We start from the raw sequence: 23618 nt of genomic DNA on the forward strand, positions 1-23618 counted from the left end.
ATTCCCTCCATTTGTGTTTAGGATGTTAACTCAGATATAACCCATAATAACGCCAGCGGTTTCCTCTATAGCTTTGTCCGTAATATCAATGACAGGGCAGCCCAGCTTGCTAAAAAGCACGGCCGCGTATTCCATTTCTTCGGTGATCCGCTCCAGGCTGGCATATTGCGAGCCCACCGGAAGACCAAGCATCTTCAGGCGTTCGGAGCGGATCTTCAGCATATGCTCCGGCTCCATGGTCAGTCCTATCAGCCGGTTGGGCGGAAGGCTCAGCAATTCCTGGGGTGGGCCAATCTCCGGTACAATCGGATAATTAACCACCTTCTTGCCACGATGGGCCAGGAAGATGCTGAGCGGTGTCTTCGAGGTGCGGGACATGCCCAGCAGTACGATATCGGCCTTCAGCATGGCACCCAGATCGCGCCCGTCATCACAGGCGACAGTGAATTCAATCGCCTCGATCCGGCGGAAATAATCCTCGTCCAGCTGATGCAGCAGGCCGGGCCGGGACTGGGGCGCGTCGTCAAAGGTGTCGATGAAGGCCTGCATCATCGGGCCCATGATATCGACGACCCGCAGATCGAGGCGGACCGCCTCTTCACGCATCATCTCCCTCAGCTCCGGCTGCACCAGGGTATAGGCGACGAACCCCTGATGCTGGGCGGCTTCCTCCATCAGCTTGCGAAGCTCATCTTCAGTTCTTACATTGCCGTGTCTTCGAATCGTGACACGCTGGTTCTGAAACTGGTGGATTACGGCCTGCACGACCGCCTCCGCCGTATCGCCGATTGAATCCGAGCATATCGTGATCAAATGTGGAGATTGCAACATGCGGCTCTATTCCTCCTGTTATCCATTGGCTTCAATTTCGAGGAGCAGTTTAATGATGGAGGTCTTGGTCAGGCGCCCGACCACATCCAGCTTGACGCCGTTCTCCCCATCCCCGCCGGACACAACAACGGGCAAGCTGTCCACCTCATGAAAAATCATCTTATGTGCCGCCTCCAGCACCGGCTCCTCGGGGGAGACGGTCACTACCTTGGGCTGGCGGGTCATCACCATACTTACCGGGATCGTGACGGCACCCGGATTGCCCAGCGTTACCTTCAGAAAATCCTTGCGAGAGGCTACTCCGGCCAGCTTCCCGTCTCCGTCGCAGATAATCAGCGTGCCGACATCCTGGAGGAACAGTGTGACTACCGCATCCTGAACCGTAGTGGTTTCCCGGATAATAATCGGCAGGCTCTGGATATCCTTGACCTTTGTCTCCTGCAGCAGCTTACCGCCCGAGAGGCGCGGTTTAGCCTTAGTGCCAAGGAAATAACCTACCTTGGGCTTGGCGTCAATATAATCGAGCATGACCAGAACGGAGAGGTCGGAGCGGATCGTTGGCCGGCTGAGCTGCAGGCTTTCGGCGATCTGCTCGCCGGTAATGGGTGCTCTTTTTTTGACAATATCAATGATTTGCATTTGCCGTGATGTTAGTTCGATCACAATGTCCCTCCACTTCCTTATACAAGGCACAGGCTTCCTCTATAGACAAGGAGCACCGCTTAACGATTCCCCCTCTCGATTATGAGTCATAATCACCTTCAATATCCGTTAACTTGATTATATAATACGCAATAGTGGTCATTAATGCAACATATAGTACGTCATATATTAGATTTTTTTACAACGGATGTGTTTAACTTCGCTTTAAAAAGCATTTGCACCAGCGCCCGGCCATTCACCAGCACCGTTCCGGTGATGATGGTGAACACGCCAAGCAGCGTCATCCAGGAGATCTCCTCCTTGTAGAGCAGGAATCCTACGCCGACGGCGATCGGGGGGGAAATGTACAGCCAGGTAGAGGGGAACACCGGATTCGTCCGTGCAACCAGCCAATAGAACAAGCTGTGGCCGACCATAGAGCCCACTACAGTAAGGTAGAGCAGCGAGCTGGCGCCTTCGAACGAGAGCAGAAATTCGGGATGCACCTTCTCGGTAGTCAGCGACAGAAGCAGCAGTAAGGTGCCGCCGTAGATCATTTGAGCCGCATTCAGTGCGATGGGAGAAACTTCGGACATGCGGGTGCTTACTTTTTTGGAATAAACCGCGCCTACGGCATAACAGCATTCCCCGACCAGGACGACAGCACAGCCGATCACCCATAGCGGCGAGACGTCAACAGCAAGACCCGGCAGCACCAGCAGCAGCACCCCGACAAGGCCGATCATACAGCCATAGATGGACAGTCTGGAAGCTTTTTGGCGGAGAATGGCGGTCTGCAGCAGCAGAATCATAATCGGGCCGGTAGCCGACAGCACCGCAGCAAGTCCGGAAGATACATATTGTTCCGCCCAATAGAGTGTCGAGAAGGTGCCGAAGGTCAGCGTGGCCCCGGTGAGTAGCATTTCCTTGCGGAGCAGGAGTTTGAAGCTGGCCCGGCCTTTCCAAACCATATAGAGCAGCAGAATCGTTCCCGCCGCCAGAAACCGCAATCCCGCCGAGAAGAAAGGAGGCGCGCCTGCGTCTACTCCAATTTTGATCGCCAGAAAGGTGGTGCCGAAGATCAGACAAACCAGTGAATACGCCAATAAAATCATGTTCAGTTCCCCTTTGTAATGTTGCTTCAGATCATAGTTCTCTATGCATTTTATCTATCATATAGGGGAGAGTACAGAACAGATGGTGAAGAGTAGAACAGATTAGGCGGGAAATAAGGTACAATACATGAAACAGAGGTTGCGGAGAGGATGGGAAGCAGAGATGGCAAAATCAGCGAGAGACTCAGGTTCGGCACGGTCAGCGCAGGGACAGCCGTTGTTCAGGCAGGTAATGAAATTTATGCTGAACCGGATAGAGCGGGGCGAATGGAAGGCGCATGAGAAGCTGCCCTCCATCCGGCTGCTGGCGGAAGAAACCGCGGTGCATCGGCTTACTGTGTTCAAGGCTTACCGGCAGCTGGTCGAGGAAGGCAAGCTTTATGTGCGTGATAAAGCAGGCTATTATGTCGCCCCGCAAGGGGGGCTATCCGCACGGAAGGAGGAGACTGCGGCGGGTACAGCCGCCTTGTATTCGCTGACCAATGCGCTTTCGGATATCCAGCGGATGCAGGTAGAATATCAGTTCTCGCAAGCGCTGATTGATCCGGGACTGCTGCCCAATCTGTTTTTGTCTGACTATGTCAAAAAAGTCTTCGATCTCTACCCGAAGGTCATGGGCACCTATTCGACGGTACAGGGTGACCCGGAGCTGCGGGAGACGTTAAGCCAGCATTTCCGTACCCATCACCGGCTGCAGCTGTCTGCGGACGAGCTGCTGATTACTTCCGGCGCACAGCAGGCGATTAACTTGATCTCCGGGATGCTGTTGGGTCCGTTGGATACGGTGCTGGTGGAGCGGCCTACTTATAGTGTGGCTATGGATATTTTTCGCCGGGAGGGGGCTCGGCTGGTGCCGGTCGAGATCACCCCGCAGGGGTATGATCTGGCGGAGGTTGAGGCGCTGATGAGGAAGCACAAGCCGCGCTTCTTCTATCTCAATCCCACGCACCATAATCCAACAGGCTACACCGTGCCTGCCGAGCAGCGGAAGCTGCTGGTCGAGCTGGCCGAGCGCTACCGCTGTCTGCTGGTGGAGGATGACCCGTTCCGCGATATGTATTTCGGGGCTGAGCCTCCGCCGCCTTGTTTCGCATATGATACGGAGGGTTGGGTCATCTATATCAGCAGCTTCAGCAAATATGTCGCTCCGGGGCTGCGCATCTGCGCGGTAGCCTGCCGTCATCCGTTCATGGAGCGGCTGATTACGGCCAAGTCGCTGGCGGACAACGGCACTCCGCTGCTGAATCAGAAAATCTTCCTGCATTACTACACCTCGCCCCGCCTGCAGCAGCATCTGGTGAAGCTGCGGATTGCGCTTCAGGTGCATAAGGAGATTGCGGAGGAGGTGCTGTCTGCTGCCGGATGGACCTGGACCGCCCCGCAGGGTGGGCTGAATCTGTGGGTCAAGCTGCCGGAGGACATACCGGTGGATGTGCTGTTTGCGCGTTGTATGGCGGAGTCGATCGCTTTTGTGCCCGGCGAGATTCTAGATCCGCGCGGCGAGATGAAATCCTGGCTGCGTCTCAGTTATTCATTCGCCAGCGAAACGGTGCTGCGCGAGGGCATGCAGCGGCTGACAGCGCTAGCCGGGTCGCTGGGGGCGTCGAGGTGACGAAATGCGGAGCGGGGGATTGGATGCGCATATTACTGGCAGACTTGGAAGGGGATGCAGCGGCTGACAGCGCTGGTCGAATCGCTGGTGATGCCGAGTTGACGAAGCGCGGGGCAGGCTCGGAGTGATCTGATGAAGCGTGGGAAACGGTGGGATCATTCGTGGCAGCGCTCGAAGGGGATGTCGGGTCAGCCGGGTTGAAGACGGCGAGGTCTGCTCCTTAGCCGACCGGAACGGTTGAGAATAATCAGGAGGGGTAAGGAATTAGCATGGCGGAGTGTTTCGTTGCCAAATGTACTTTTAAGCTGGCTGGAAATGCTGCTTGGTGACATGACGATAGGTGATCAAGTGAATGGAGGACGGGGCTTGATTGCGCTGTCTCATTTCTGCTAAATGCTGTAACCTTATCCAGTCGGTGAACGTCTGAACTGTAAAGGAGTGTGGTTCTTATGTTAAGCAGATTGCGAAATCCGGCTTTGGTAATTCTATGCGCCGCGTTGGTTGTAATGGGCCTGCTGATTGTGCGTCCTGGGGTGAGCTATGCCTGTTCTTGTGTTGTGCCCGATGGGCCACAGGCGTCGCTGGAACGGAGTGCCGCTGTCTTCAGTGGTGAGGTGGTATCTATGGAGGAGAAGCAGGGAGTTGTCACCTCCACGGGTGATCCGGTACAGGTGACGTTTAAGGTAGCGAACAGCTGGAAGGGGGTGGAGGGTGACGAGGTGACCTTAACCACCGCGATGTCTTCGGAGAGCTGCGGCTTCGAGTTCACGGAAGGCAGCAGCTACCTGGTCTATGCCGGCGGCGCGGAAGGCAAGCTGCAGGCCAGCCTGTGCAGCCGGACCGTAAAGCTGGCCTCTGCGGGCGAGGACCTGGAGGCACTTGGCCCAGGGACTTCGCCCAGTGTAAGCCCGTCCCCTGCGGCGAGTGCGGAACCCCCGCAGGGCGTGGAGACGCCGCCCGTTGCGGAGGGCGGGGCAGGCAATGACGGCGGCAGCGGAGACAACGCTGAACCGGCAGTGAATGCCGCCGAGTCCGGCGGAGATTCCGCCCAGATCTACGTGTGGTCCGGCGTGGCGCTGCTTGCGCTTGTAGTAGTAGTTGTGATATTCCGCTACAGAAGCATCAGAATGCGCAGCGGCCGGAAATAGCTCTGGGTTATCAAGCAAATATGAGGGTGGATGCTCCGGCTATGAGGCAGGCGTATCGCGTAGGAGGTCCGGGCATCAGCGCCCCTAAGTAACATGGGTTTCTTTGCTGCTGCCTACCCGCCTGCTGCCTGCTAAGCGGTACCTGCTGCTCACTGCTTGCTATTTACCGCCTGTCGTGTGGTGTCTGATGTCTGTCGTCTGCTCCTGCCGTCTGATGCTTGCCACTTACCGCCAACGGCCAAGCGCCAACTGCCAAGCGCTACCCCCCAGCCACCAACCGCTACCCGCAGCCCCCAGTGCCCTGTGTCCGATGGGAAAGCCTGCAAAAGTACATCTTTTTGAGGTGTTTAGCGCCATTAGGGGTGAAATACCTGCAAAAATACATCCTTTTGGTCCCAATTGTCTTATGGGGGCCAAAACCTAAAAAATTCCTGTACTTTCGCAGGAATTTCTTGTGCGTAGCGTATTGCAGGTCAAATGCCTGCACTTTTGCAGGCATTCCCCGGCAGCGTGCATGACCCGCCACGGCGTATCCACCTCTAACGTATTGCACAGCCAATGCCTGCACTTTCGCAGGCATTCCCCAGCAGCGTGTATGCCCCGCCACGGCGTATCCACCTCTAACGTGTTGCACAGCCAATGCCTGCACTTTAGCAGGCATTACTTTTCTAACCCTAGTTGCTTACTGCCTGCTATCTATCGACTATCGTCTACCCGCCTACCGCTAGTCCCTTTGTCCGATGGGAAAGCCTGCAAAAGTACATCTTTTTGAGGTGTTTAGCGCTATTAGAGGTGAAATACCTGCAAAAATACATCCTTTTGGTCCCCATTTGTCTTATGGGGGCCAAAACCTAAAAAATTCCTGCACTTTCGCAGGAATTTCTTGTGCGTAGCGTATTGCACGTCAAATGCCTGCACTTTTGCAGGCATTCCCCGGCAGCGTGCCTGCCCGCTGCGTGTGCACCTCCGATGTATTCCCCACCGCATGCGCATCTCAGACTACCCGATATTACGCGTAGCCCGCAGGCTCACACCCAGCCAAACAGGCGGGCAAGCTGGGCGACGGTGAACGTTACGCCGATGGCAATGGCCAGCGGGATAACGGCGGAGAGAATCGACCATTTGAGGCTTTTGGTCTCTTTGTAGATATTTATTAGCGTAGTGCCGCACGGATAATGCAGCAGCGAGAACAGCATCATATTCAGCGCGGTCAACCAAGTCCAGCCATGGCTCAGGAAGATATCCTTGATGCTGCCCAGGCTTTCAATATCGACCATCGCGCCTGAGGACATATAACCCATCAGCAGAATCGGCAGCACGATCTCATTCGCAGGCAGCCCGAGAATAAAGGCCATCATGATGAAGCCATCCATCCCCAGCAGCTGGGCAAAAGGCTCGAAAAAAGCAGCCATATGATTCAGCACACTGTCGCCGCCAATAAACAGGTTGCCGAGAATCCAGGTGATCACCCCTGCAGGCGCAGCCACAATGATGGCGCGGGTGAGTACATTCAGCGATTTCTCCTTGGAGGAGAGCAGGATGGTCTTCCAGATCTGCGGCCGCCGGTAGGGCGGAAGCTCCAGCGTGTAGTGGGTGGGAACACCACGCAGCGCTGTTTTGGACATCACCCACGAGACTGTCAGCGTAACCATAATTCCGATCAGCACGAGTCCCATCAGCACAGAGGCGGTTGCCAGCGTGCGGAGCGCACCTGTGGTTGCCGCGCCTGCCATGAACAGGGAGGAGAGCAGGATCAGCGTCGGCCAGCGCCCGTTGCAGGGCACGAAGTTATTGGTCAGAATGGCGAGCATTCGCTCGCGTGGCGACTCGATAATGCGTGTGGAGAGGATCGCAGCAGCGTTGCAGCCGAAGCCCATGGACATGGTCAGGGCCTGCTTGCCGTGCCCTCCTGATTTTTTGAACAGACGGTCCATGTTAAAAGCAACACGCGGCAGATAACCGAAATTCTCCAACAGCGCAAACACCGGAAAAAAGATCATCATCGGCGGCAGCATGACACTGATGACCCAGGAGGTTCCCCGGTATAATCCCAGCACCAGCACACCATGCAGCCAAGCCGGGGCATGCACGGCCTCGAAGCCGGCGGTCAGGTACCCTTCCAGCCAGCCGAAGAAGGAGGCCAGCCAGCCTGACGGATAGTTGGCACCGGCAATGGTAATCCAGAACACCACCCCAAGGATGGCCAGCATGATCGGGAAGCCCCATAGCTTGGAGGTCACGATATTATCCAGCTTAAAGGTGCTGTTCAGCCTTTTGCGGTCCTGATAGCTGACCGCCTCTCCGCAGATGCCTGCGGATACACTGTAGATTCCGCTGACAATCTCATCCCGGACGGCTCCGCCGTCGGCGAGTTTCCTGGCTGTAGCCAGGAGTGATTCCAAGGACTCGGGGCCTTTAATGACATGCGGGGATTCCATGGCTGGTAACCTCCTTTTTCAGGGCTGGGGTGTGGCGGTTTAAGTTCTCTTTGAGCGAGGCCATCAGGCTGTCATCCCCGTCCAGCAGCCGCAGTGCAATCCAGCGAGCCGGATATTTCGAGCCGACAGTCTGCTCCACCAGGGGCAGCAGCTCGGCGATTCCCCGTTCAATCTCTTCATTGTAGGTAATCCGCATCGGCGGAGCGGAGAAGCTGCCTGTGGCGACACGTTCCACCTGATCCAGCAGTGCTTCGATGCCGACCTTGTTGCGGGCGCTGATGGCGACTACGGGAACACCGAGGCGTTTGCCGATTTTTCTCAGATTAATATCGATGCCAAGCTTCTGGGCCTCATCAATCAGATTGATGCAGACCACGGCCTGACCGGTAATCTCCAGCACCTGCAAGGCAAGATTGAGGTTGCGTTCCAGCGACGTTGCATCCAGTACCACCAGCGTAACATCTGGCTGCTCAAAAATAATATAATCCCGCGCCGCTTCCTCATCCGCAGAGTTGGAATACAATGAATACGTTCCGGGAAGATCGATGGCGCGGTAAACATGCTCCTTGTGGGTGAACTCTCCTTCGGCGGTGATGACGGTCTTGCCGGCCCAGTTCCCCGTGTGCTGGCGCATGCCGGTCAGGAGGTTGAACAGTGTGCTTTTTCCCGTGTTGGGATTGCCTGCAAAAGCTACAGTATACTCACTCATGTCTCCGCACCTCCGATTAAATCTCCATAAATCAGCGAGCTTTCTTCTCTGCGCAGGGCGATCGTTGTGTTGCTGATCCGAAAAGCGGTTGGATCTCCCAGCGGACTGCGCCGCAGCACCTCCACTACATTGCCGACCACAAAACCCAGATCCAGCAGTCTTCTTCTGAGCACACCCTGTACTTCGATGCCGCTAATCCGTAAAGTGCTGCCGTTCTTGGCTTCCGATAAGGGAATACCTGTTCCAGCCATGAGTCTTCCTTCTTCCTTTTACATAAATTTTTAAAATTAAAATGAGGTATGAATATACAAGCGTTTATGTGTATTTATGTGTATTTTGCCTAGTGGAATTATTATTGGGCTCTGCCACAAGATTAGTATACGTAAATAACTTTGTCCCTGCAACAAAAATGTTTCCCTAGGGAAAGAATGAGGGACTAGTAGTAGCTGCAACAGTGAGGAGATCTGTAGGAGGAAGGAAGGCGAAAGGCGCTGTGTGGAAAGATGCAGAGTTACGTGAGCGGGGGGCAAGCGGAAATAGGCGGGTGGTAAACTGAAGTAGGCAGGTGGGCAAGCGGAGTTGACAGTGAGAAGTGAGTAAGTATGCGGTCGGTGTTGGACAGGTAGGCAAACGGAAATAGCCATACGAAGTGAGCAGGTGGGCAGGGGAAAGTAAAGTGCAGGTAGGCTAGCGGAGGTGGGTAAGTGGGCAGACAGGAGTAGGCGATTGAAAGTGGAAATGAAGTGGCGATTAAAGGCGGAAGTGGAGGTGGCGATTGAAGGTGGAAGGAAAGTGGAAGGGAAGTGGGGAGGGGAAGATAGTGGGGCCTGCTACAAGTGGCGGAAAGCCCAGGAAACACGGCGAATGTGCTGGAATGTAAAAGAGGGAGTTGACCAGAGAGAGTAGATGGGAAAGCTGTAGCGTATATCGATCAGCCAGCGTTGGCCCAAGTAAAATAGTTATACTGAAAAAGGTGGATTAGCGGAGTTAGTAACCGAGGAAGCCGGGAGAAGTCGAGAATTTAAGCAGCACCGGTGAATGGGTGGGAGCTGTATACCCGTGTCTCAAGCTTGCGGCGGGACGTTGGTGTTGGTGCTTGAAGCGGATGGACAGCTGAGTGCTTGGAGTGGAGCGGACTGTATAGTTCTTATTTACTCATAAAAGCCCAGTTTAGTGGTTTAAACGGACTGAGGAGCCGCTGTTTGAGCAGGTGGAGGCTGTTTGAGTGCTGTTTTGACCCAATAGGGTCTCCTGTGTCCGCAAACCTGTAATTTGTGAGTGATTAGTCCAAATAAGGGCTGCTCGGTCCGCTGGCCTTCTGTGCAGCCTGACCCAAAACGTGGAGCGGCCCCGTAGGCCGAACGAGAGGCAAAAAGGCCTTTGAATTTGCCTTACGCGGCCCCGTAGGCCGCCTATCCGCCTCAGAATGTAAGTGTGCGGCCGGTTTCTACCAGCGTTTTGGTGTTGCTGAGGATAGCCCACCAAGCGCTTTCGCTGGCTGCATAGGAGGGATCGTCAGGATGCCACTGGTCATGAATCAGCGTAAGCTTGGTACAGCCGCCGGACGGCTCCAGCAGCCAGGAAATGCGTGATTCGTAGTCTTGTCCACCTTTAAGATACGAAGGGCCGACCTTATGCGTGAAGATCAGCGTCTGGTGCGGGATATACTTCAACAAGGTTCCGTACACATGAACGGTTTGCTCGCCTTCCGCACCGGGACCGATGTATTCCAGCAGATCCCCTTCTTGGAAGGTGGAGCGAATGCTGCAGCCGTAATAGATTTGCTGTACACTCTCCGGAGAAAACAGACCTTCCCATACCTGCTCGGGTGTAGCGTTAAAATAGAACTCATATACCAGATCTTTCATCTCTTAATCCTCCTATAGGGGTTAGTTAGCGGCCTACAACGCCGGCTCTTGATTCGGTTACCAGCAGCATGAACACGTGAGCGTTCCTGTATACCTCTCGCTAGTTCGACTTTACTATACAAAAAGATCACTGACAGTTACGGTCAGTGATCCATAAAAATAGTCTCTCATCATGTTACTTTACTTAGGCCCTCGCCTTCGGTATGCAGGATTGAGCGTTCTAAGCAGTCACCGGTAGTTGGCTATGAGTAAAAATTACCGTTGAATCCTTGGAAACTGGGCCTTAGGAGTAACCTAGTCATGCCCTACTCCTAATGCTCTCATCATGCCCCTACTCGTGATACTCGCATCACGCCTTATCCCTGATGCCGCTCATCATGCCCCATAATGAGCGGCCAGTCCGGCCGCGATCTCCGCCAGCCGCTGCTTCAGCGCTGCAGGCGCTATAATCTGCAGGGATGTCCCGTAGGGAAGCAGAAAGTAAGCGGCATAAGTCATTAATGATGATTCATCCATCCTAAAAACCGCTTGTCCAGCCGTCCGCTCCACCAGCGTATGCCCAAACATCCAGTGGCTGCAGAGGTCATTCAGGATGCTTTCGCCTGAGGCGATGGTTACGGCAAGTAGCGGCGCTTCCGTATTCCGGCCAGGCAGCAGGCTCTGCAGCAGAAACTCGCGCGCCGAGAATCCTTCGGGCCGCACGAAGAATTCCCCGCTTCGCATCAGCCCGGCAATCCTGTCCACCCGGAAGCTGCGGATCTCCTGCCGCCGTTGGCAGAAGGCCGCCAGATACCACTGGCCCTTCCACAGCACCAAACCGTAGGGGTTAATGTGGCGTGAAGAAGCTTCAACCCCGTTGCCTTTGCGGTATTCCATCTGCAGGGTAAGCCTCTCCGCCGAGCACAGCTCCAGCTCCTGCAGCAGCGGCTCCAGCGCTGTTGCAGCTGCCGGAACCTGCAGCGTCTCCATCCCGCCCTCATGGCGCTCCAGCTGCTCCAGCTGCACGTTGTTGTTATAGCGATTCAGCTTGGCAACCGCGCGGTCCAGCTCAGCCTCATAGGGGTAGCCGCTTCCCCTGGCAAAAGCGGAGGCCTGCACCAGCGCCCGCTGCTCCCCGATGTCGAAGAACAGCGGGGTATCCACAAAAGACGCGGGCAGGCTGTACCCGCCGCCCGGTCCGGCATCGGCAATGACAGGCACGCCGCTTGCACACAGCGCATCAATGTAGCGGTACACCGAGCGCACGCTGATCTCCAGCCTGTCCGCCAGCTCTGCGGCTGTGGTTCTCTGCTGCTTCAGCATCCAGAGGATGGATAACATGTAATCGGCTTTGGCCATTCCTTCTGCGCCTCCTCGAAAGACGGGGTTATTATGATCCCCAGTGTACCTTGTAAGGAGCGGGCTGCCAACCGATAATTCCTAGTCCTCAGTCCTCAGTCCTCAGTCCTCAGTCCTCAGTCCTCAGTCCTCAGTCCTCAGTCCTCAGTCCTCAGTCCTAACCCTCCAGTCTCATAGGCAGCCGCCGTTAGCAGCGCAATAGCCTAACTTGCCTCAATTGCCTTCATTAAACCATCATTCGATTCAGACTGTGAACATAACGCGATCGGACCACCAGGAAATATACCGTCTGCACCGCCAGGAAGGAGGCAGCTGTAATCAGAACAGGGACGGTCACATCTGTAATATTGATCACAACCACCAGGGAGCGCACAACTATCAGTGTCTGGAGGGTAGCGACCACTATTGGTATATAGAACAGCACGGCAATCTGGCGGGTGGCAGAGGCCGACATCTCCTGTCTGCTGAGTCCGATCTTGGACAAGGCATGGTACATTTTCATATCCGCGTTCAGCTCCGTATGCAGCTTGAAGTACAGGAAACTGGCGGAGGAGAGCGAGAAGATCAGGGCAATGAAGGTTCCAATGAAGCTGAGCATGGCGAAGCCCTGTTTGGATGCGATGTAGTTGTCCGCCCGTGCAGTCAGACTGCCGTAATATTGGTTGTCCGTCCGGTTCTGTTCGATACTCCAGTCATACAGCTCCTTGGAGAACGTTGCCTGGAAGGAGTCCGCTTCAGGGGGAGGGCCATCCCATGCCGGGATGTTATAGAGATATCGGGTGGTAATATTTCTTGCCTCAGCATCATCCGGAAATAGCTTCTTCAGTGTACTATCCTCAATGATCAGCAGTGTGGTGCTGTATTGTCCTGCAATACGGATACCCTCCTGAACCTGCTTCAGTTGTAAGGGAACCTTGCTATTATTTATCAGGTTGATCGTCTCTCCGGTCGTGTAGCTTCCGCTCCTGCTCTGCTGGACATACAGCATTGCAGCTTCATTCTCAGCCAAGCCTTCAAGCGGAGCAACGCCCATCTGTGGTGCGAGCGCATTATATTGTGATACCGAGATCACATCAACATAGTCGTTTCTGCCATTGTTATGCTGGTCGATAGAGGCGCCTACTACCTTAAGCACATTCTCCGTATATTGGATATGGGCATTGTCCAGTTTAGTACGGAGCGTCTTCAGATCCGGTTCAGCCAGCTTCGGTTTATAGACCGTGTAATAGATGGCAAAGGGGGTATCCTGATACACCTTACGGTTCTCCTGGTTGACCGACAGCAAGATGCCGGTAGCCATACAGGCCAGCGAGGTGACGACAGTGACCAGGAACAGCATGCGGGCATTATCCTTGACCTTGTAGCTCATCTCCGAGACCCATAGCAGATGGGTGCCACGCCACAGCCGTTTGCGGTTCTTCTTCAGCAGGCGGATGCCAAGCACAGACAGCTGGGAGTAGAAAAAATAAGTGCCGGCAATCCCTGTAACGGCAGCGATCACAATAACGCCCGGTGATAATTTCTGCTGCAGAGCCACTGCTCCGGTAGTCAGCAGGGCTATACCCAGCAGCGACAGCAGCCAGGAGACCTTCGGTTCTGTCTTAGGCTTCTGATTTCCCTTCAGCAGATCCAGCACCTTGTTCTTGCGGATGAACAGCAGCGTAAAGAAGGAGCTGACCAGGAACAAGGCGACAAAAGAAAGTGAAGTGATCCACATGGCCTTAAACGGCCAATAGAAGGGCAGTCGTTCAATCCCGATCACGTGCGTGCTGAGCAGCAGGAACAGCTTGGCCAGCAGCATCCCGAAGCCCATTCCGGTCAGGATGGACAAGAGGCCGATGAACATATTCTCCAGCAGGATCAGCCGGTTGATCTGGCCCGGACGCGCGCCCAGAATCATCAGGATGCCGAATTCCAGATTACGCAGCTTCAAAAAGGCGCTGATGGAATAGAGCACGAAGAAGAAAGCGAACACGAAGACGATATAAGAAGCCACCTTCATGCCTGTCGCCGAGTTGCGCCCCATCTCTGCACCGGCAACCTCCGGATGAAAGATAAAGACGGAATAAGAGAAGAAAATCATCACCATAAAGGCGCTGCTAAGGAAAAAAGCCGTATACGCCCGCCCGTTGCGGCGCACATTGTTAAACGCGAATTGAGGAAAGCTCATGACTGTTCCCTCCCCAAAAGGATAAGGTGTCGATAATCTTCTGGAAGAACGCCTGGCGGTTGTCGCCGCGGTGAATCTCGGCAGCAAGCTTGCCGTCCTTGATAAAGACGATCCGGTTGCAATAGCTCGCAGCCAGCGGATCATGGGTGACCAGCAGCAGCGTCGTGCCTTCCTCACGGTTGATCTTCTCAAGCGATTCCATTACGGCACGGGAGGAGTTGGAATCCAGCGAGCCGGTTGGCTCATCGGCCAGCAGCAGCGCCGGTGAAGTGATGATGGCGCGGGCGATGGCCGTCCGCTGGCGTTGGCCGCCGGAGATTTCATAGGTTCGTTTGCCAAGGATATCCGTGATGCCGAGTTGCCCGGTCACCTTCTGCAGCAGTGCGTCCATCTCAGCCAGCTTGCGGCTGTCAAGAGTCAGCGGCAGCACGATATTCTCGGCAACAGTCAGCGTCTCCAGCAGATTGAAATCCTGGAATACGAAACCTAGCTGTCTGCGCCGGAAATAGGCTAGTTCCTTTTTGCTGAGCAGATAGGGGTTGCTGCCACTTATCTTTACTTCGCCCGACGAGGGCTGGTCAATCGTGGACACCATGTTGAGCAAGGTCGTTTTGCCGCTGCCCGAAGGGCCCATAATGCCAACGAATTCGCCGCTCTCGATGCTGAGATGGATATCAGAAAGAGCCTGGGTGGTTACTTTGCCGGGATAGACCTTATTCAGTGATTTCACTTCGAGAATCTTCAACTGCGATCCTTCCTTTCAGGTTAAGGCTATGGTCTGTCCGCGTTCAGGGCCAGATTATATACTTACTGTATAGGATACCGCAGCTTGCTGCTATGGAATTAACTTAACGTTTCCTTACAGAGCGATTAAGGTTATGTTCGCCCCTGCGCAGGAGAATGGAGAGCCCCAGCAGCATAGGGAGAACAACCTGGAAGATCGTGTCGATTCTGAGGCTCGGCCCCAGGCCTATGGCAAGATGCTGGGTATAATCCCGTTCCAGGAAGGAAGCGGCATAGATCAGCCCGCCGACAGGAAACACCCACCATTTGACCGGCTTGCGGGTCAGTCCAGTGATGCCTTTGACAGCGCAGTAATAGAATAACATCATCTTGATCAGCAGCCCGACGAACAGCTGGACCGTGACCAGAATATCGAGCCGTTCAATAAATTTAAGGCTGGATAAGGTGCGGACGGTTTTGAGAAAGGGCAGCTGGCTGATGCCTGCGATTCCCTCACCCAGCACTGCTACATTCAGCGCATTCATGAAGATCAGGAACAGGCTGACGGCTCCATAAGCGAGCAGGCTCTGCCGGGTAGGGACACCGGGCTTGTCCCATAGGGACCAGAGCATCAGGAAGACAATCATCTGTCCGAAGGGGAAGGAAACGATATCCGGCAATGCCGCTGCTAGCACAGGCTTCAGCCCGTGATCCAGCACAGGAGTGAGGCGATTGAAATCCGGCTCGCCCATGATGAACAGCAGCAGGATGATGATTCCATAGAAGGAGAGCATGACCGGAAGCAGAATTTCGGGCAGTCGGAAGACGACCTCTGCTCCTTTCCAGATGGCATAGAGTGCGGTCAGGACAAAGATCAGCATGGTGATCCACATCGGTGTCATCGGCAGCATCGTCATGGCGGTCAGCTCCCCCAGGTCGCGCACATTGCGCATCGACTGATAGGCGAAATAGAGGCAGTAGATTCCGCCGATAAGGCTGCCTGGCCAGCGGCCGAAATGGAGGGTGAGCATGGCCATCAAGTCCTGCTTGGGCGAGCGTCGCTGAATCCAGAGCAGCAGTCCGAGCAGCAGGAGTCCGGCCGCTGAGCCGAAGGACATGGCAAGCCAGGAATCGTGCTTGGCCTTGCCGCCAAGCATGAACAGCGGTGTGCTGCCAATCTCGAACAGCATAATCATGAAGGCGATTTGCAGTGAAGATATCCGTTCCTTCTGTTGCATGATTCCAGATCAGCCTCCCAGCCATTGAATGATCGCTCTCCCCGCGGGTTGGAAGTAGGCTATATACAGCGACGAAATACTGTAATGGCGCAGACCGTTAATTCCGCACAGATGCAAGTAAAGGCACCAGCCCAGGATGCAGCTGTACTCTACGCGGTGCAGCTTGCTGTCTTTTCCCTGCAGCTTCCTGCAGCCCCAATAGAGAGCGGCCCCGTAAAGGGCAATAATCACAGCATTGTTCATATCGAGTCCCTCAATCCTGCTGGACGGTTTTAAAGGATTTGTTGCTGAGCCCCATCCGTTCGATTGACACATGGATGCGGGGGCGAATCTCAATGTTGCCGAAGACCTCGTCCCAGCTCTTGTCCGCTTCAATCTGCTTCCAGCGCTTGCGGTCACTGCGGTGAATGGTCATCGCAAAGCCGGTGACATCCGCATTCAGACGTTTCACCGAAACCCAGGACTGCTTGACCGTCTCCAGGATATTCTCTCCGATCGTCCGCTCCATTTGGGCAATCGAGGCCCGGTTGTTTAGATCCATCGGGCTGCCAATCTCTGTGATGACGCCGCTGCCTGTGATGCTGACGTCCATGACATAATGGTCGTTCTCCCAGACCGGACGAATCTTGGTGGAAGCATGCTGGAGCAAGAAGGAGCCGTCAATTTTAGCGCTGGTTTCAGGTTGTGTGGGGAAGGAGAGACTGGCCTGGTTAATCTTATTGGTCAGAAAAGAGAGCCCGAACGCTTCCTGCTGGGACAGCCAGCCCACCAGCCGATCCCCCTTCAGCACGCCCAGCCGGCCGAGAGCCAGCCGTGAGGGCAAGTCGGTGCGTCCGGTTTCACTTGTCTCATCCATAATTTCATCCCCGGTGAGCAGAATCTCGGGAATAACTGCGCTGCCGGATTCCGAAGACAAGGCCATGGCCAGCTGAAACAGCCGAACCCCGGGAAAATAGGAGGTCAAGCGGGCTTCCTGCTCAATCATCAGCTGGATGCCCGCCCCTTGGTTTTTGGTCAGTTGCATGAGCTGGTTCAGAATATCGCCCGCATTGCCTTTGGCTATGAAGACGTACACAGTTTCGCGGGCATCCTGCTTGCGCAGAAAGAAATCAATCAGCTGGTTGATCCCTCGTCGCGCAAGCTTCTCCCCTATGACAGTCACGCGGGAATGGGAGAAGAACATTTCACGGGTACTGGTCAGATTACTGCGGTCGATGGCATCCATAATCGTGTTCCCTTTAACCGTAAAGGTCAGAAAGGGAGGGGAGCTGCCGCTGCCGCCCCCGCCGCCGCCCATGCTGCTGGCTCCTGAGGAAGGGTTGATAACCTGATAAGTAGCCTTCCACTGATTATCCTCCCAGTCATAAGCGGAGCCGGACGTAATGCCGAGCTCGCTCAGCTCACGGTCGTCCCAGCAGCCTGTCACCATAGAGGTGCATACCAGAGTGCAGACCAGACAGCGGGCGGCTCTGGCCTTCAGGCCAAGCTTGCGTCCTGTACTCATGAGTCCCAGCCCTTTCGTTTCGGTTTGAACCACCTGAAGCGTTCCAATATCACCAGTATCAGCGGCAGGGCTGCATTGAACAGCAGGAAGACAAGAAACCTTCCTTCTCTATTGTAGGTATTCAGCATCGCAGAATCCTTCCAGGTGAACAGGCACTCCAGTGCAATCAGCAGCCCCAGCGCCCCGATGAACGGCCTGCTGGTGTCGACGCGAAAGGTCTGCTTGAAGCATTCCACTGTAGCGAACAGGAATATCGCCAGCTTCAGGTAAATGCTGAGCACCCAAAAGGATAAGAATAGAATATCCAGCCGTTCAAAAGAATTGCCGATCCGCACAATTCCGGCCGCGGAGAATCCGGGGTAGGCCGAGATTTTGATATAATCGGGTCCCAGCACCATCAGTGTAGGCACCAGAATCATCAGCATCAGCAGGAATAAGGTCAACAGGCCCAGCCAACCGATGAAGCGGGCTTTCTGCGGCGATTTCAGATAAGGGGCCAGAAACAGCAGTACTCCCACCTCTGACATCCAGCTTGCCGGAGTAAGGCTGGCCAGTGTCAGCGCAGCGGGAGAATGGTCAAATAGCGGCAGCAGTCGGTGAATATCTATATATCCCAGCAGTCCAAACAGGAACAGGGGCACAAAAAAGATATAAAGCAGAATCACAAAACTATTCACTCTGGCGATTGCCTCAATTCCTTGCCTAACCATATAGACTGTGATTAGCAGGATCAGGATTACCAGTACTGTGGCCGGTGTCTTCACAAGTACATTGTCTTTGGTGAAGTTGATAAATTCGCGCAGAATAGTCGAGGCAATGTCCAGATAGAATTGCAGCATCAGCAGTCCGAGAATAAAAGCCACTACTGGGGAGCTGCGCTTCCTGATCCAGTCAAGGAAGGGCATTCCATTGGTGTAACGGACTACGGTTCCGACCAGCGTCGCAATGCCAAGTCCAATCAGTGTGGACAGGAAGATCGCGAGCGGCGCATCCTGCTCGGCATAGTTGCTGATAATCGCCGGAAGCACGACAATTGCGGTGGGGAGAATCGTATTGACGATCAGCATGGCGGCCTGGGTGGTGCCAATTTTTCCGTTCATGATGAACTGCCCCCCTGCTCGGGTTGTGGTTTGCCTTCTGCGGGTTTAGGCTCCTGATGCGGGCCTTGCCGGCGTGTTTCCTTGCCCAGATTGGTCTTCGGACGGGTGGTCATATTCCACAGCGGCACCCGGATGAAGATATCCTTGAGATAACGCGGCGTCATAGGAGCGACAGGGGAGAGATAGGGGACCCCGAACGAGCGCAGCCCGGCCATATGAATCAGCAGCACCATCAGAAAGGACATGATGCCGAACAATCCCAGCGTGGCCGCAATCAGCATCATTACGAAGCGGATCAGGCGGATGGAGTTGGCAATCGCAAGCGACGGGATGACGAAGTTCGAGATCGCGGTAAAAGAAACCACGATAACCATCGCGGCCGACACTAGTCCGGCCTGCACCGCCGACTGGCCCAGCACCAGCGCGCCGACAATCGAGATCGCCGGTCCGATGGTCCGCGGCATGCGTACCCCCGCTTCGCGCAGCACATCGAAAGTCAGCTCCATCAGGAGCGCCTCCGCCAGAGCGGGCAGCGGCACACCTTCACGCTGGGCCGCCAGACTGATCAGCAAGGTAGTAGGCAGCATCTCCTGATGGAAAGTGGTTACGGCAATGTATAGAGCCGGCAGCAGCATGGATACAAAAAAAGCTGAATAGCGGATCAGCCGTAAAAAAGAAGAGATATCAAAACGCTGGTAATAGTCTTCGCTGGATTGAAAGAAATTGAAGAAGGTAGAAGGCGCAAGCAGTGCAAACGGTGTGCCGTCAATCAGAATGCCGACCTGACCCTCCAGAATGCCTCCGGCCATGGCATCCGGGCGCTCTGTATTCTGAATGGTTGGGAAGGGAGTGAGGCCGCCGTCCTGAATAAATTCCTCGATGTAATTGCTCTCCAGGATGGCATCCGTATGAATCGCGTCCAGCCTGCGGCGAATTTCAGCAATGACCTGCTCGCTCGCCAGACCATTTATGTAAACCAAAGCAACGCCGGTCTGGGTACGCTGTCCAATCTTGTATTCCTCGATCCGCAGATCAGAGGTTTTGAGCCGGCGGCGCAGCATGGAGGTGCCTGTGCGCAGGCTCTCGGTGAAGCCTTCCTTGGGGCCGCGGATCACCCCTTGGGAGGTGGGTTCATTAATGCTTCTTTTCTCCGAGCCGGAGGTATCTGCGGCCAGCGCCTGCTGGAGGCCATCCAGGAAAATCAGCGTGTAGCCCTCAAACAGCAGGGCCAGCAGACTCTCCAGTGTCTTGCCTTCCTTCACACCTCCGATGGGCAGCACCTGGTCCTTAATCAGGCTGAAAGCATCATCAGGGGTGATGGATGCGCCTTCCGGTGTGAAGGTTTCCATCAACGGCTGCAGCAGAGTGCGGTTAATGGTCTCGGAGTTGACCAGCCCGTCGATATAGACGAAGGCCAGCGACAGCGAGCTTAACGACTCATTGGTGAAACGGCGGATTACAACGTCGGAGCTCTGGCCTATCCGCTGTTCCAGCGCCTGCAGATTGGCGTCCAGTGAAACATCCAGCGGAAGTGGGGCGGGTACGGAATTCTCCACCGGCTCCAGCCCGTTTTTACGGCTCTTGGATTTAGGGTTGTTCACTTGCACACCTCCTGATTGCTGCAATTTGGTAGGTTTGGAGGTATTATCTCCCGCCAGGGGGTTCCTTATTCTGGATTTAGAGAGTGGAAGGCATAGGTTTCTGTGAGATATATAACAAAAACCAGCAAGCCCCCGGGCGGGTAGCTTGCTGGTTACTGTCAGAGATTGAAGCGTTAACTTATACTTTCTTATATTTTGAAGATAAGGCGCAGGGTTGTGCCCTCGCCGGGAGTGGATTCCAGCTCCACGCGGTGCCCGAGCCTGGCGCAGATTTCCCGCACCAGGTATAGGCCCATTCCGGTGGACTCATGGTATTGGCGGCCGCGCTCACCCGTGAAATAGGGATTGAACACCCTTCTCAGGTCCTCGGGCAGGATGCCGATGCCCTGATCGGCAATATCCAGGATCGTAGCCTCACCGGAACGACGCGCAGAGACGGTGACCTTCTTGCCGCTGCCGGCTGTATAATTCACGGCATTGGTCAGGATCTGCGTCAGCATGAACATCAGCCACTTGGCGTCGCTGTATATAGACAAATCTTCATCCACCCCGATATCCACTTGGATTCCGCGGCGAATGAACAACCGGCGGTTCTCCGATACCGCCTGACTGACCAGCTTGCGCAGCCCCAGGGGCTGGACATAGAAATCATCCTCGAACCGGTCCAGCCGGGAGGTATAGATAACCAGCTCCAGTCCACGGCGCAGCCGCTCCAGCTCCTCTTGGATGCTGCTGGCCGCTTCGTCGTCCAGCTCCTGCACCGTAAGCTGGATCACGGAGATGGGGGTCTTCATCTGATGCACCCAGCGGTTCATAAAGACAATATGCTGGTCGAGCCGCTGGACATGGGAGTTCAACTGCTCCTGGTATTCCCGGTCGATCAGCTGCAGCAGCTCATCCACCGCTTCGGGCAGCGGCGCATCGCCCATGGGGCCAAGGTGGTTGCCGGGCTGAACCTCCGGGCGGCTTAGCCTGGCGTACAGCTTCCGGTGCTGCGTATAGCGGAAGACCAGGTATAACAGCAGTACAATGAGGCTGAGAGACATTCCATACAGTACGATGGAGAAGGGCCGATTCTCCCCGGATACCCAGTAGAGCAGCGGCACCAGCAGCATCTGGGCCAGCCAGAACAACGCCAGCGGCAGTTGATCTCTGCAGAACAGCTTCATGGCCGCTCTCCGGGCGAGCTGAGCCGGTACCCGGCGCCACGGACTGTTTCCAGTCTGTCGTCAAGCCCCAGATCCTTCAGCTTCTTGCGTACCCGGGTGATGTACACGTTCAGCGTGTTGTCGTCAATGAAGTGCTGATCCTCCCACATCACGTCCAGCAGACGCTCGCGGGTAACGACACGCCCTTCCTTAAGCATCAAGGCTTCCAGCAAGAGGGCCTCCTTCTGCGTCAGCTCGGCAGATTGTCCGGCATGCTGGATGACATAACGTTCTGGATACAGCGTAAGTTCGCCTGAATGCAGTTTGCGTTCTTCGAGAGTCTGCGCGTAGGTGCCATAGGCGCGGCGCAGATGGCTGCGGATTTTGGCCAGTACCACCTCGTAATGAAAAGGCTTGGTGATATAATCATCGCCCCCATTCTCCAGCGCCATAACCTGATCCATCCCGCTGTCCCTGGCGGAGATGAACAGGATGGGGCACAGTGAAACCTTGCGGATCTGCCTGCACCAATAATAGCCGTCATATCTGGGCAGATTCACATCAAGCAGCACCAGATCGGCTCCGCTGGCCGTAAAGGTTTCCAGCACCAGATTAAAGTCTTCAACAATGACGGTTCTGAATTCATATTTAGAGAGATACGCGCTAAGCAGTGCCGCCAGCTTGGCGTCGTCCTCCACAATCAGCAGAGTTTCCATGGTTCCGCTCCTTCACTATAGGGTTCACCGGCATCGGTTGATCTCCGGCTGGGCCTTCATGGAAGAAGTCTATCATGCCTGGCAGTGACGTTCAACGAAATCCGCTGCGGACATGTTATACTGTATGCACCAAAATTTCTTCCGGGAGGATGGAGTGCGATGACCGAGAATGAACCAGCGAACCATGAACAAGGCTTGCCCACCAAGATGGGCAAGCCTGCATTACGGGCGCTTCATGCCGCAGGGTATACCCGTCTGGAGCAGCTTGCGGCAGCAAGCGAGGCGGAGCTGTTGAAGCTGCATGGCATGGGCCCCAAAGCGATGGGCCTGCTGCATCAGGCCCTTGAAGATAAGGGCTTATCCTTTAAGGACTAAGAGCAGGCGCCACCGGTTATTGAACTTTCACAATCAGCGCGTTGCTGATCTGGCGACCGGGGGTTGTCAGGTATTTGCCGCCGTAATAGAGGCCGCTGGATGCGCCGCCGTCCAAGTTCATCGCCTGATAAGCTCCGGCCTGCTTCATGATCTCGGCCAGTTGCCGGATCGTGGCGCCACTGGTGGTCAGCAGAATCAGCTTGTGGTCGCGTGTCAGGCCAAGGGCGCTGCGCGAGCCGCTGCCGGTGAGGATTTTGTCATCCTTGAAGCCTTCTGCAACCACATTCAGTGCGATCTTGCCGTCAACCAGCAGCCGTGGACCTGCCTGGAGTGCGCCTTCGATCGAGCCGTCGGCAATCCGTGATTTAATCTCCAGCCCCGGGATCAGCTCCGCCAGGCCTTGATGGTTGTAGGTGAAGATGGCGCGGCGGTTTCCCGAGCTCTTCATCAGCATCTTTCCTCCGTCGAAGATATAGCCGTAAGGAACCTTGTAGGCGCTTGAGGTATAGGCATCGAAGAAGGTTCCGTTAATTGCGGCAACCGCACTGCTGCGTTTGGCGATACTGCTCAGTCCCTCTACCTTGCCCACCTGATTGCCTGCCAGCACTACTCCGAGCTTGACCTTGGGATGCAGCAGGGACACCGTGACGGTCTGCACAGAATAAGATCTGCCTGCGGCTTGGATCGTGCGTCTGGCACTGGTTACCGCCGGAGCATCAGCCTTCATCAGTGTGCCGGTAAGGACCGGAAGGGCGGCGCTCTCTTCCCCTCCGCTAAGCGTCAGGGAAGAGGTCTCCCTGTTCCAGGCCAGCTGAATCCCGAGACTCTGACTGACCACGGACAGCGGTACGTAGAGGGTTCCGGTTGCGCTGTCGCGGAAGGCAGGCTCCGTCAGTGTGACGGGCTGTTCATTAAGCACAGCGGCACGCTGGCCCAGCGTGAAGGAGATTGAGCTGCCGGACCGGGCAAGCACAATCCGCTTGCTGGCAGCATTCCAGTCGGTCTGAATGCCGGCGAAGCCGGATAAGAACCGCAGCGGAACGTAGGAATGGTTCTCCTTGTCCACATAGACAGTGTTTTTGGGTGCGGCAGCCGCAGCGGCTGTGGATGGCCCGGAAGACAATCCCGGGAGAATTACGAGACAAGCGAGGGCGAACGAACAAATCTTGTGTTTCAACATTAGCAATAAGCTCCTATCTGTTACAGTATGTAGGCCTTTGGTGATTGTGATTTAAGCACCACCGCTGGCAGTGTTATCTTCTGTTCCTTATATAAGGAAATTGAGATACAGTTTGTTATCGGCATTTAAGCAACAGAGATTTATAGCTGGGCAAGACCTGTA

23 protein-coding genes are annotated in these 23618 nt (G+C 55.1%); 5 read left to right on the forward strand and 18 right to left on the reverse strand.

Annotation, left to right across the window (positions count from 1 at the left end; genetic code table 11):
* Positions 1-30 precede the first annotated feature (30 nt).
* The 3 genes from B9T62_RS00085 to B9T62_RS00095 all read right to left on the reverse strand — a co-directional run bounded on the left by B9T62_RS00085 (position 31) and on the right by B9T62_RS00095 (position 2588).
* Positions 31-831, reverse strand: coding sequence for a pyruvate, water dikinase regulatory protein (locus tag B9T62_RS00085; RefSeq protein WP_087913415.1), 801 nt, complete (start codon positions 829-831; stop codon positions 31-33).
* A gap of 18 nt (positions 832-849) precedes the next feature.
* On the reverse strand, positions 850-1470 hold the full coding sequence (locus tag B9T62_RS00090; RefSeq protein ID WP_087913416.1) for a helix-turn-helix transcriptional regulator: 621 nt from the start codon (positions 1468-1470) through the stop codon (positions 850-852).
* A gap of 185 nt (positions 1471-1655) precedes the next feature.
* A complete protein-coding gene (locus B9T62_RS00095) occupies positions 1656-2588 on the reverse strand; it encodes a DMT family transporter (protein WP_087913417.1) in 933 nt (310 codons plus the stop codon).
* A 163-nt stretch (positions 2589-2751) separates the two neighbouring features.
* On the opposite strand from B9T62_RS00095, the gene B9T62_RS00100 reads away from it, so the two are divergent.
* The 3 genes from B9T62_RS00100 to B9T62_RS00105 all read left to right on the forward strand — a co-directional run bounded on the left by B9T62_RS00100 (position 2752) and on the right by B9T62_RS00105 (position 5348).
* Positions 2752-4200, forward strand: coding sequence for an aminotransferase-like domain-containing protein (locus tag B9T62_RS00100; protein WP_087913418.1), 1449 nt, complete (start codon positions 2752-2754; stop codon positions 4198-4200).
* On the forward strand, positions 4197-4328 hold the full coding sequence (locus tag B9T62_RS41125; protein WP_281257671.1) for a hypothetical protein: 132 nt from the start codon (positions 4197-4199) through the stop codon (positions 4326-4328). Before B9T62_RS00100 ends, B9T62_RS41125 begins: the two co-directional genes overlap by 4 nt.
* A 321-nt stretch (positions 4329-4649) precedes the next feature.
* Positions 4650-5348, forward strand: coding sequence for a hypothetical protein (locus tag B9T62_RS00105; protein ID WP_087913419.1), 699 nt, complete (start codon positions 4650-4652; stop codon positions 5346-5348).
* 1028 nt (positions 5349-6376) lie between these two features.
* Here the strand turns inward: B9T62_RS00105 and B9T62_RS00115 are convergent.
* From B9T62_RS00115 to B9T62_RS00125, 3 genes are read right to left on the reverse strand one after another with little or no spacing between them, the layout of a single operon-like run.
* On the reverse strand, positions 6377-7786 hold the full coding sequence (locus B9T62_RS00115) for a nucleoside recognition domain-containing protein (protein WP_087913421.1): 1410 nt from the start codon (positions 7784-7786) through the stop codon (positions 6377-6379).
* Positions 7764-8495 carry a FeoB small GTPase domain-containing protein gene (locus B9T62_RS00120; RefSeq protein ID WP_087913422.1) on the reverse strand — a complete coding sequence of 244 codons (732 nt, stop codon included), beginning with the start codon at positions 8493-8495 and terminating at the stop codon, positions 7764-7766. The genes B9T62_RS00115 and B9T62_RS00120 overlap by 23 nt, the downstream gene beginning before the upstream one ends.
* The gene (locus B9T62_RS00125) at positions 8492-8746 is read right to left on the reverse strand and encodes a FeoA family protein (RefSeq protein ID WP_087913423.1); all 255 of its coding nucleotides are present in this window, start codon (positions 8744-8746) and stop codon (positions 8492-8494) included. The genes B9T62_RS00120 and B9T62_RS00125 overlap by 4 nt, the downstream gene beginning before the upstream one ends.
* A gap of 475 nt (positions 8747-9221) precedes the next feature.
* Between B9T62_RS00125 and B9T62_RS00130 the strand changes: the two genes are divergently transcribed.
* Positions 9222-9401 (forward strand): hypothetical protein, encoded by a 180-nt coding sequence (locus tag B9T62_RS00130; protein WP_087913424.1) that lies wholly within the window; start codon positions 9222-9224, stop codon positions 9399-9401.
* 515 nt (positions 9402-9916) lie between these two features.
* Here B9T62_RS00130 and B9T62_RS00135 read toward each other — a convergent pair.
* The 11 genes from B9T62_RS00135 to B9T62_RS00185 form a co-directional block, all read right to left on the reverse strand.
* Positions 9917-10363 (reverse strand): SRPBCC domain-containing protein, encoded by a 447-nt coding sequence (locus B9T62_RS00135; RefSeq protein WP_087913425.1) that lies wholly within the window; start codon positions 10361-10363, stop codon positions 9917-9919.
* 375 nt (positions 10364-10738) lie between these two features.
* On the reverse strand, positions 10739-11701 hold the full coding sequence (locus tag B9T62_RS00140) for a helix-turn-helix transcriptional regulator (RefSeq protein WP_087913426.1): 963 nt from the start codon (positions 11699-11701) through the stop codon (positions 10739-10741).
* Between the two features lie 226 nt (positions 11702-11927).
* On the reverse strand, positions 11928-13871 hold the full coding sequence (locus B9T62_RS00145) for an FtsX-like permease family protein (protein ID WP_087913427.1): 1944 nt from the start codon (positions 13869-13871) through the stop codon (positions 11928-11930).
* Positions 13846-14616, reverse strand: coding sequence for an ABC transporter ATP-binding protein (locus B9T62_RS00150; RefSeq protein WP_087913428.1), 771 nt, complete (start codon positions 14614-14616; stop codon positions 13846-13848). The genes B9T62_RS00145 and B9T62_RS00150 overlap by 26 nt, the downstream gene beginning before the upstream one ends.
* Before the next feature lie 103 nt (positions 14617-14719).
* On the reverse strand, positions 14720-15832 hold the full coding sequence (locus B9T62_RS00155) for a GerAB/ArcD/ProY family transporter (protein ID WP_087913429.1): 1113 nt from the start codon (positions 15830-15832) through the stop codon (positions 14720-14722).
* A gap of 9 nt (positions 15833-15841) precedes the next feature.
* Complete coding sequence (locus tag B9T62_RS00160; RefSeq protein WP_087913430.1) at positions 15842-16075, reverse strand: hypothetical protein; 234 nt, start codon at positions 16073-16075, stop codon at positions 15842-15844.
* Positions 16076-16085: 10 nt separating this feature from the next.
* The gene (locus B9T62_RS00165; protein ID WP_245864279.1) at positions 16086-17369 is read right to left on the reverse strand and encodes a Ger(x)C family spore germination protein; all 1284 of its coding nucleotides are present in this window, start codon (positions 17367-17369) and stop codon (positions 16086-16088) included.
* Positions 17333-18436, reverse strand: a complete 1104-nt coding sequence (locus B9T62_RS00170; RefSeq protein WP_087913432.1) for a GerAB/ArcD/ProY family transporter — start codon at positions 18434-18436, stop codon at positions 17333-17335. Before B9T62_RS00170 ends, B9T62_RS00165 begins: the two co-directional genes overlap by 37 nt.
* Positions 18433-20037: a spore germination protein gene (locus tag B9T62_RS00175; protein WP_087913433.1), complete on the reverse strand. Its 1605-nt coding sequence runs from the start codon at positions 20035-20037 to the stop codon at positions 18433-18435. The genes B9T62_RS00170 and B9T62_RS00175 overlap by 4 nt, the downstream gene beginning before the upstream one ends.
* Before the next feature lie 188 nt (positions 20038-20225).
* A complete protein-coding gene (locus B9T62_RS00180; protein ID WP_087913434.1) occupies positions 20226-21206 on the reverse strand; it encodes a sensor histidine kinase in 981 nt (326 codons plus the stop codon).
* Complete coding sequence (locus B9T62_RS00185; RefSeq protein WP_087913435.1) at positions 21203-21901, reverse strand: response regulator transcription factor; 699 nt, start codon at positions 21899-21901, stop codon at positions 21203-21205. Before B9T62_RS00185 ends, B9T62_RS00180 begins: the two co-directional genes overlap by 4 nt.
* A 159-nt stretch (positions 21902-22060) precedes the next feature.
* Here B9T62_RS00185 and B9T62_RS00190 point away from each other — a divergent pair, with 159 nt between their 5' ends.
* Positions 22061-22276, forward strand: coding sequence for a helix-hairpin-helix domain-containing protein (locus B9T62_RS00190; RefSeq protein WP_087913436.1), 216 nt, complete (start codon positions 22061-22063; stop codon positions 22274-22276).
* A 16-nt stretch (positions 22277-22292) separates the two neighbouring features.
* Here the strand turns inward: B9T62_RS00190 and B9T62_RS00195 are convergent, their stop codons facing one another.
* Positions 22293-23456, reverse strand: a complete 1164-nt coding sequence (locus tag B9T62_RS00195) for a phosphodiester glycosidase family protein (protein ID WP_087913437.1) — start codon at positions 23454-23456, stop codon at positions 22293-22295.
* Positions 23457-23618 lie beyond the last annotated feature (162 nt).

It is taken from the genome of Paenibacillus donghaensis, from assembly GCF_002192415.1.
Lineage (GTDB): Bacteria > Bacillota > Bacilli > Paenibacillales > Paenibacillaceae > Paenibacillus_AQ > Paenibacillus_AQ donghaensis.

Bases quoted from the DNA above. Each gene is read 5' to 3' on its own strand.
- B9T62_RS00085 (WP_087913415.1), bottom strand. From the start codon at position 831: ATGTTGCAATCTCCACATTTGATCACGATATGCTCGGATTCAATCGGC.
- B9T62_RS00090 (WP_087913416.1), bottom strand. From the start codon at position 1,470: ATGCAAATCATTGATATTGTCAAAAAAAGAGCACCCATTACCGGCGAG.
- B9T62_RS00095 (WP_087913417.1), bottom strand. From the start codon at position 2,588: ATGATTTTATTGGCGTATTCACTGGTTTGTCTGATCTTCGGCACCACC.
- B9T62_RS00100 (WP_087913418.1), top strand. From the start codon at position 2,752: ATGGCAAAATCAGCGAGAGACTCAGGTTCGGCACGGTCAGCGCAGGGA.
- B9T62_RS00105 (WP_087913419.1), top strand. From the start codon at position 4,650: ATGTTAAGCAGATTGCGAAATCCGGCTTTGGTAATTCTATGCGCCGCG.
- B9T62_RS00115 (WP_087913421.1), bottom strand. From the start codon at position 7,786: ATGGAATCCCCGCATGTCATTAAAGGCCCCGAGTCCTTGGAATCACTC.
- B9T62_RS00120 (WP_087913422.1), bottom strand. From the start codon at position 8,495: ATGAGTGAGTATACTGTAGCTTTTGCAGGCAATCCCAACACGGGAAAA.
- B9T62_RS00125 (WP_087913423.1), bottom strand. From the start codon at position 8,746: ATGGCTGGAACAGGTATTCCCTTATCGGAAGCCAAGAACGGCAGCACT.
- B9T62_RS00135 (WP_087913425.1), bottom strand. From the start codon at position 10,363: ATGAAAGATCTGGTATATGAGTTCTATTTTAACGCTACACCCGAGCAG.
- B9T62_RS00140 (WP_087913426.1), bottom strand. From the start codon at position 11,701: ATGGCCAAAGCCGATTACATGTTATCCATCCTCTGGATGCTGAAGCAG.
- B9T62_RS00145 (WP_087913427.1), bottom strand. From the start codon at position 13,871: ATGAGCTTTCCTCAATTCGCGTTTAACAATGTGCGCCGCAACGGGCGG.
- B9T62_RS00155 (WP_087913429.1), bottom strand. From the start codon at position 15,832: ATGCAACAGAAGGAACGGATATCTTCACTGCAAATCGCCTTCATGATT.
- B9T62_RS00160 (WP_087913430.1), bottom strand. From the start codon at position 16,075: ATGAACAATGCTGTGATTATTGCCCTTTACGGGGCCGCTCTCTATTGG.
- B9T62_RS00170 (WP_087913432.1), bottom strand. From the start codon at position 18,436: ATGAACGGAAAAATTGGCACCACCCAGGCCGCCATGCTGATCGTCAAT.
- B9T62_RS00180 (WP_087913434.1), bottom strand. From the start codon at position 21,206: ATGAAGCTGTTCTGCAGAGATCAACTGCCGCTGGCGTTGTTCTGGCTG.
- B9T62_RS00185 (WP_087913435.1), bottom strand. From the start codon at position 21,901: ATGGAAACTCTGCTGATTGTGGAGGACGACGCCAAGCTGGCGGCACTG.
- B9T62_RS00190 (WP_087913436.1), top strand. From the start codon at position 22,061: ATGACCGAGAATGAACCAGCGAACCATGAACAAGGCTTGCCCACCAAG.
- B9T62_RS00195 (WP_087913437.1), bottom strand. From the start codon at position 23,456: ATGTTGAAACACAAGATTTGTTCGTTCGCCCTCGCTTGTCTCGTAATT.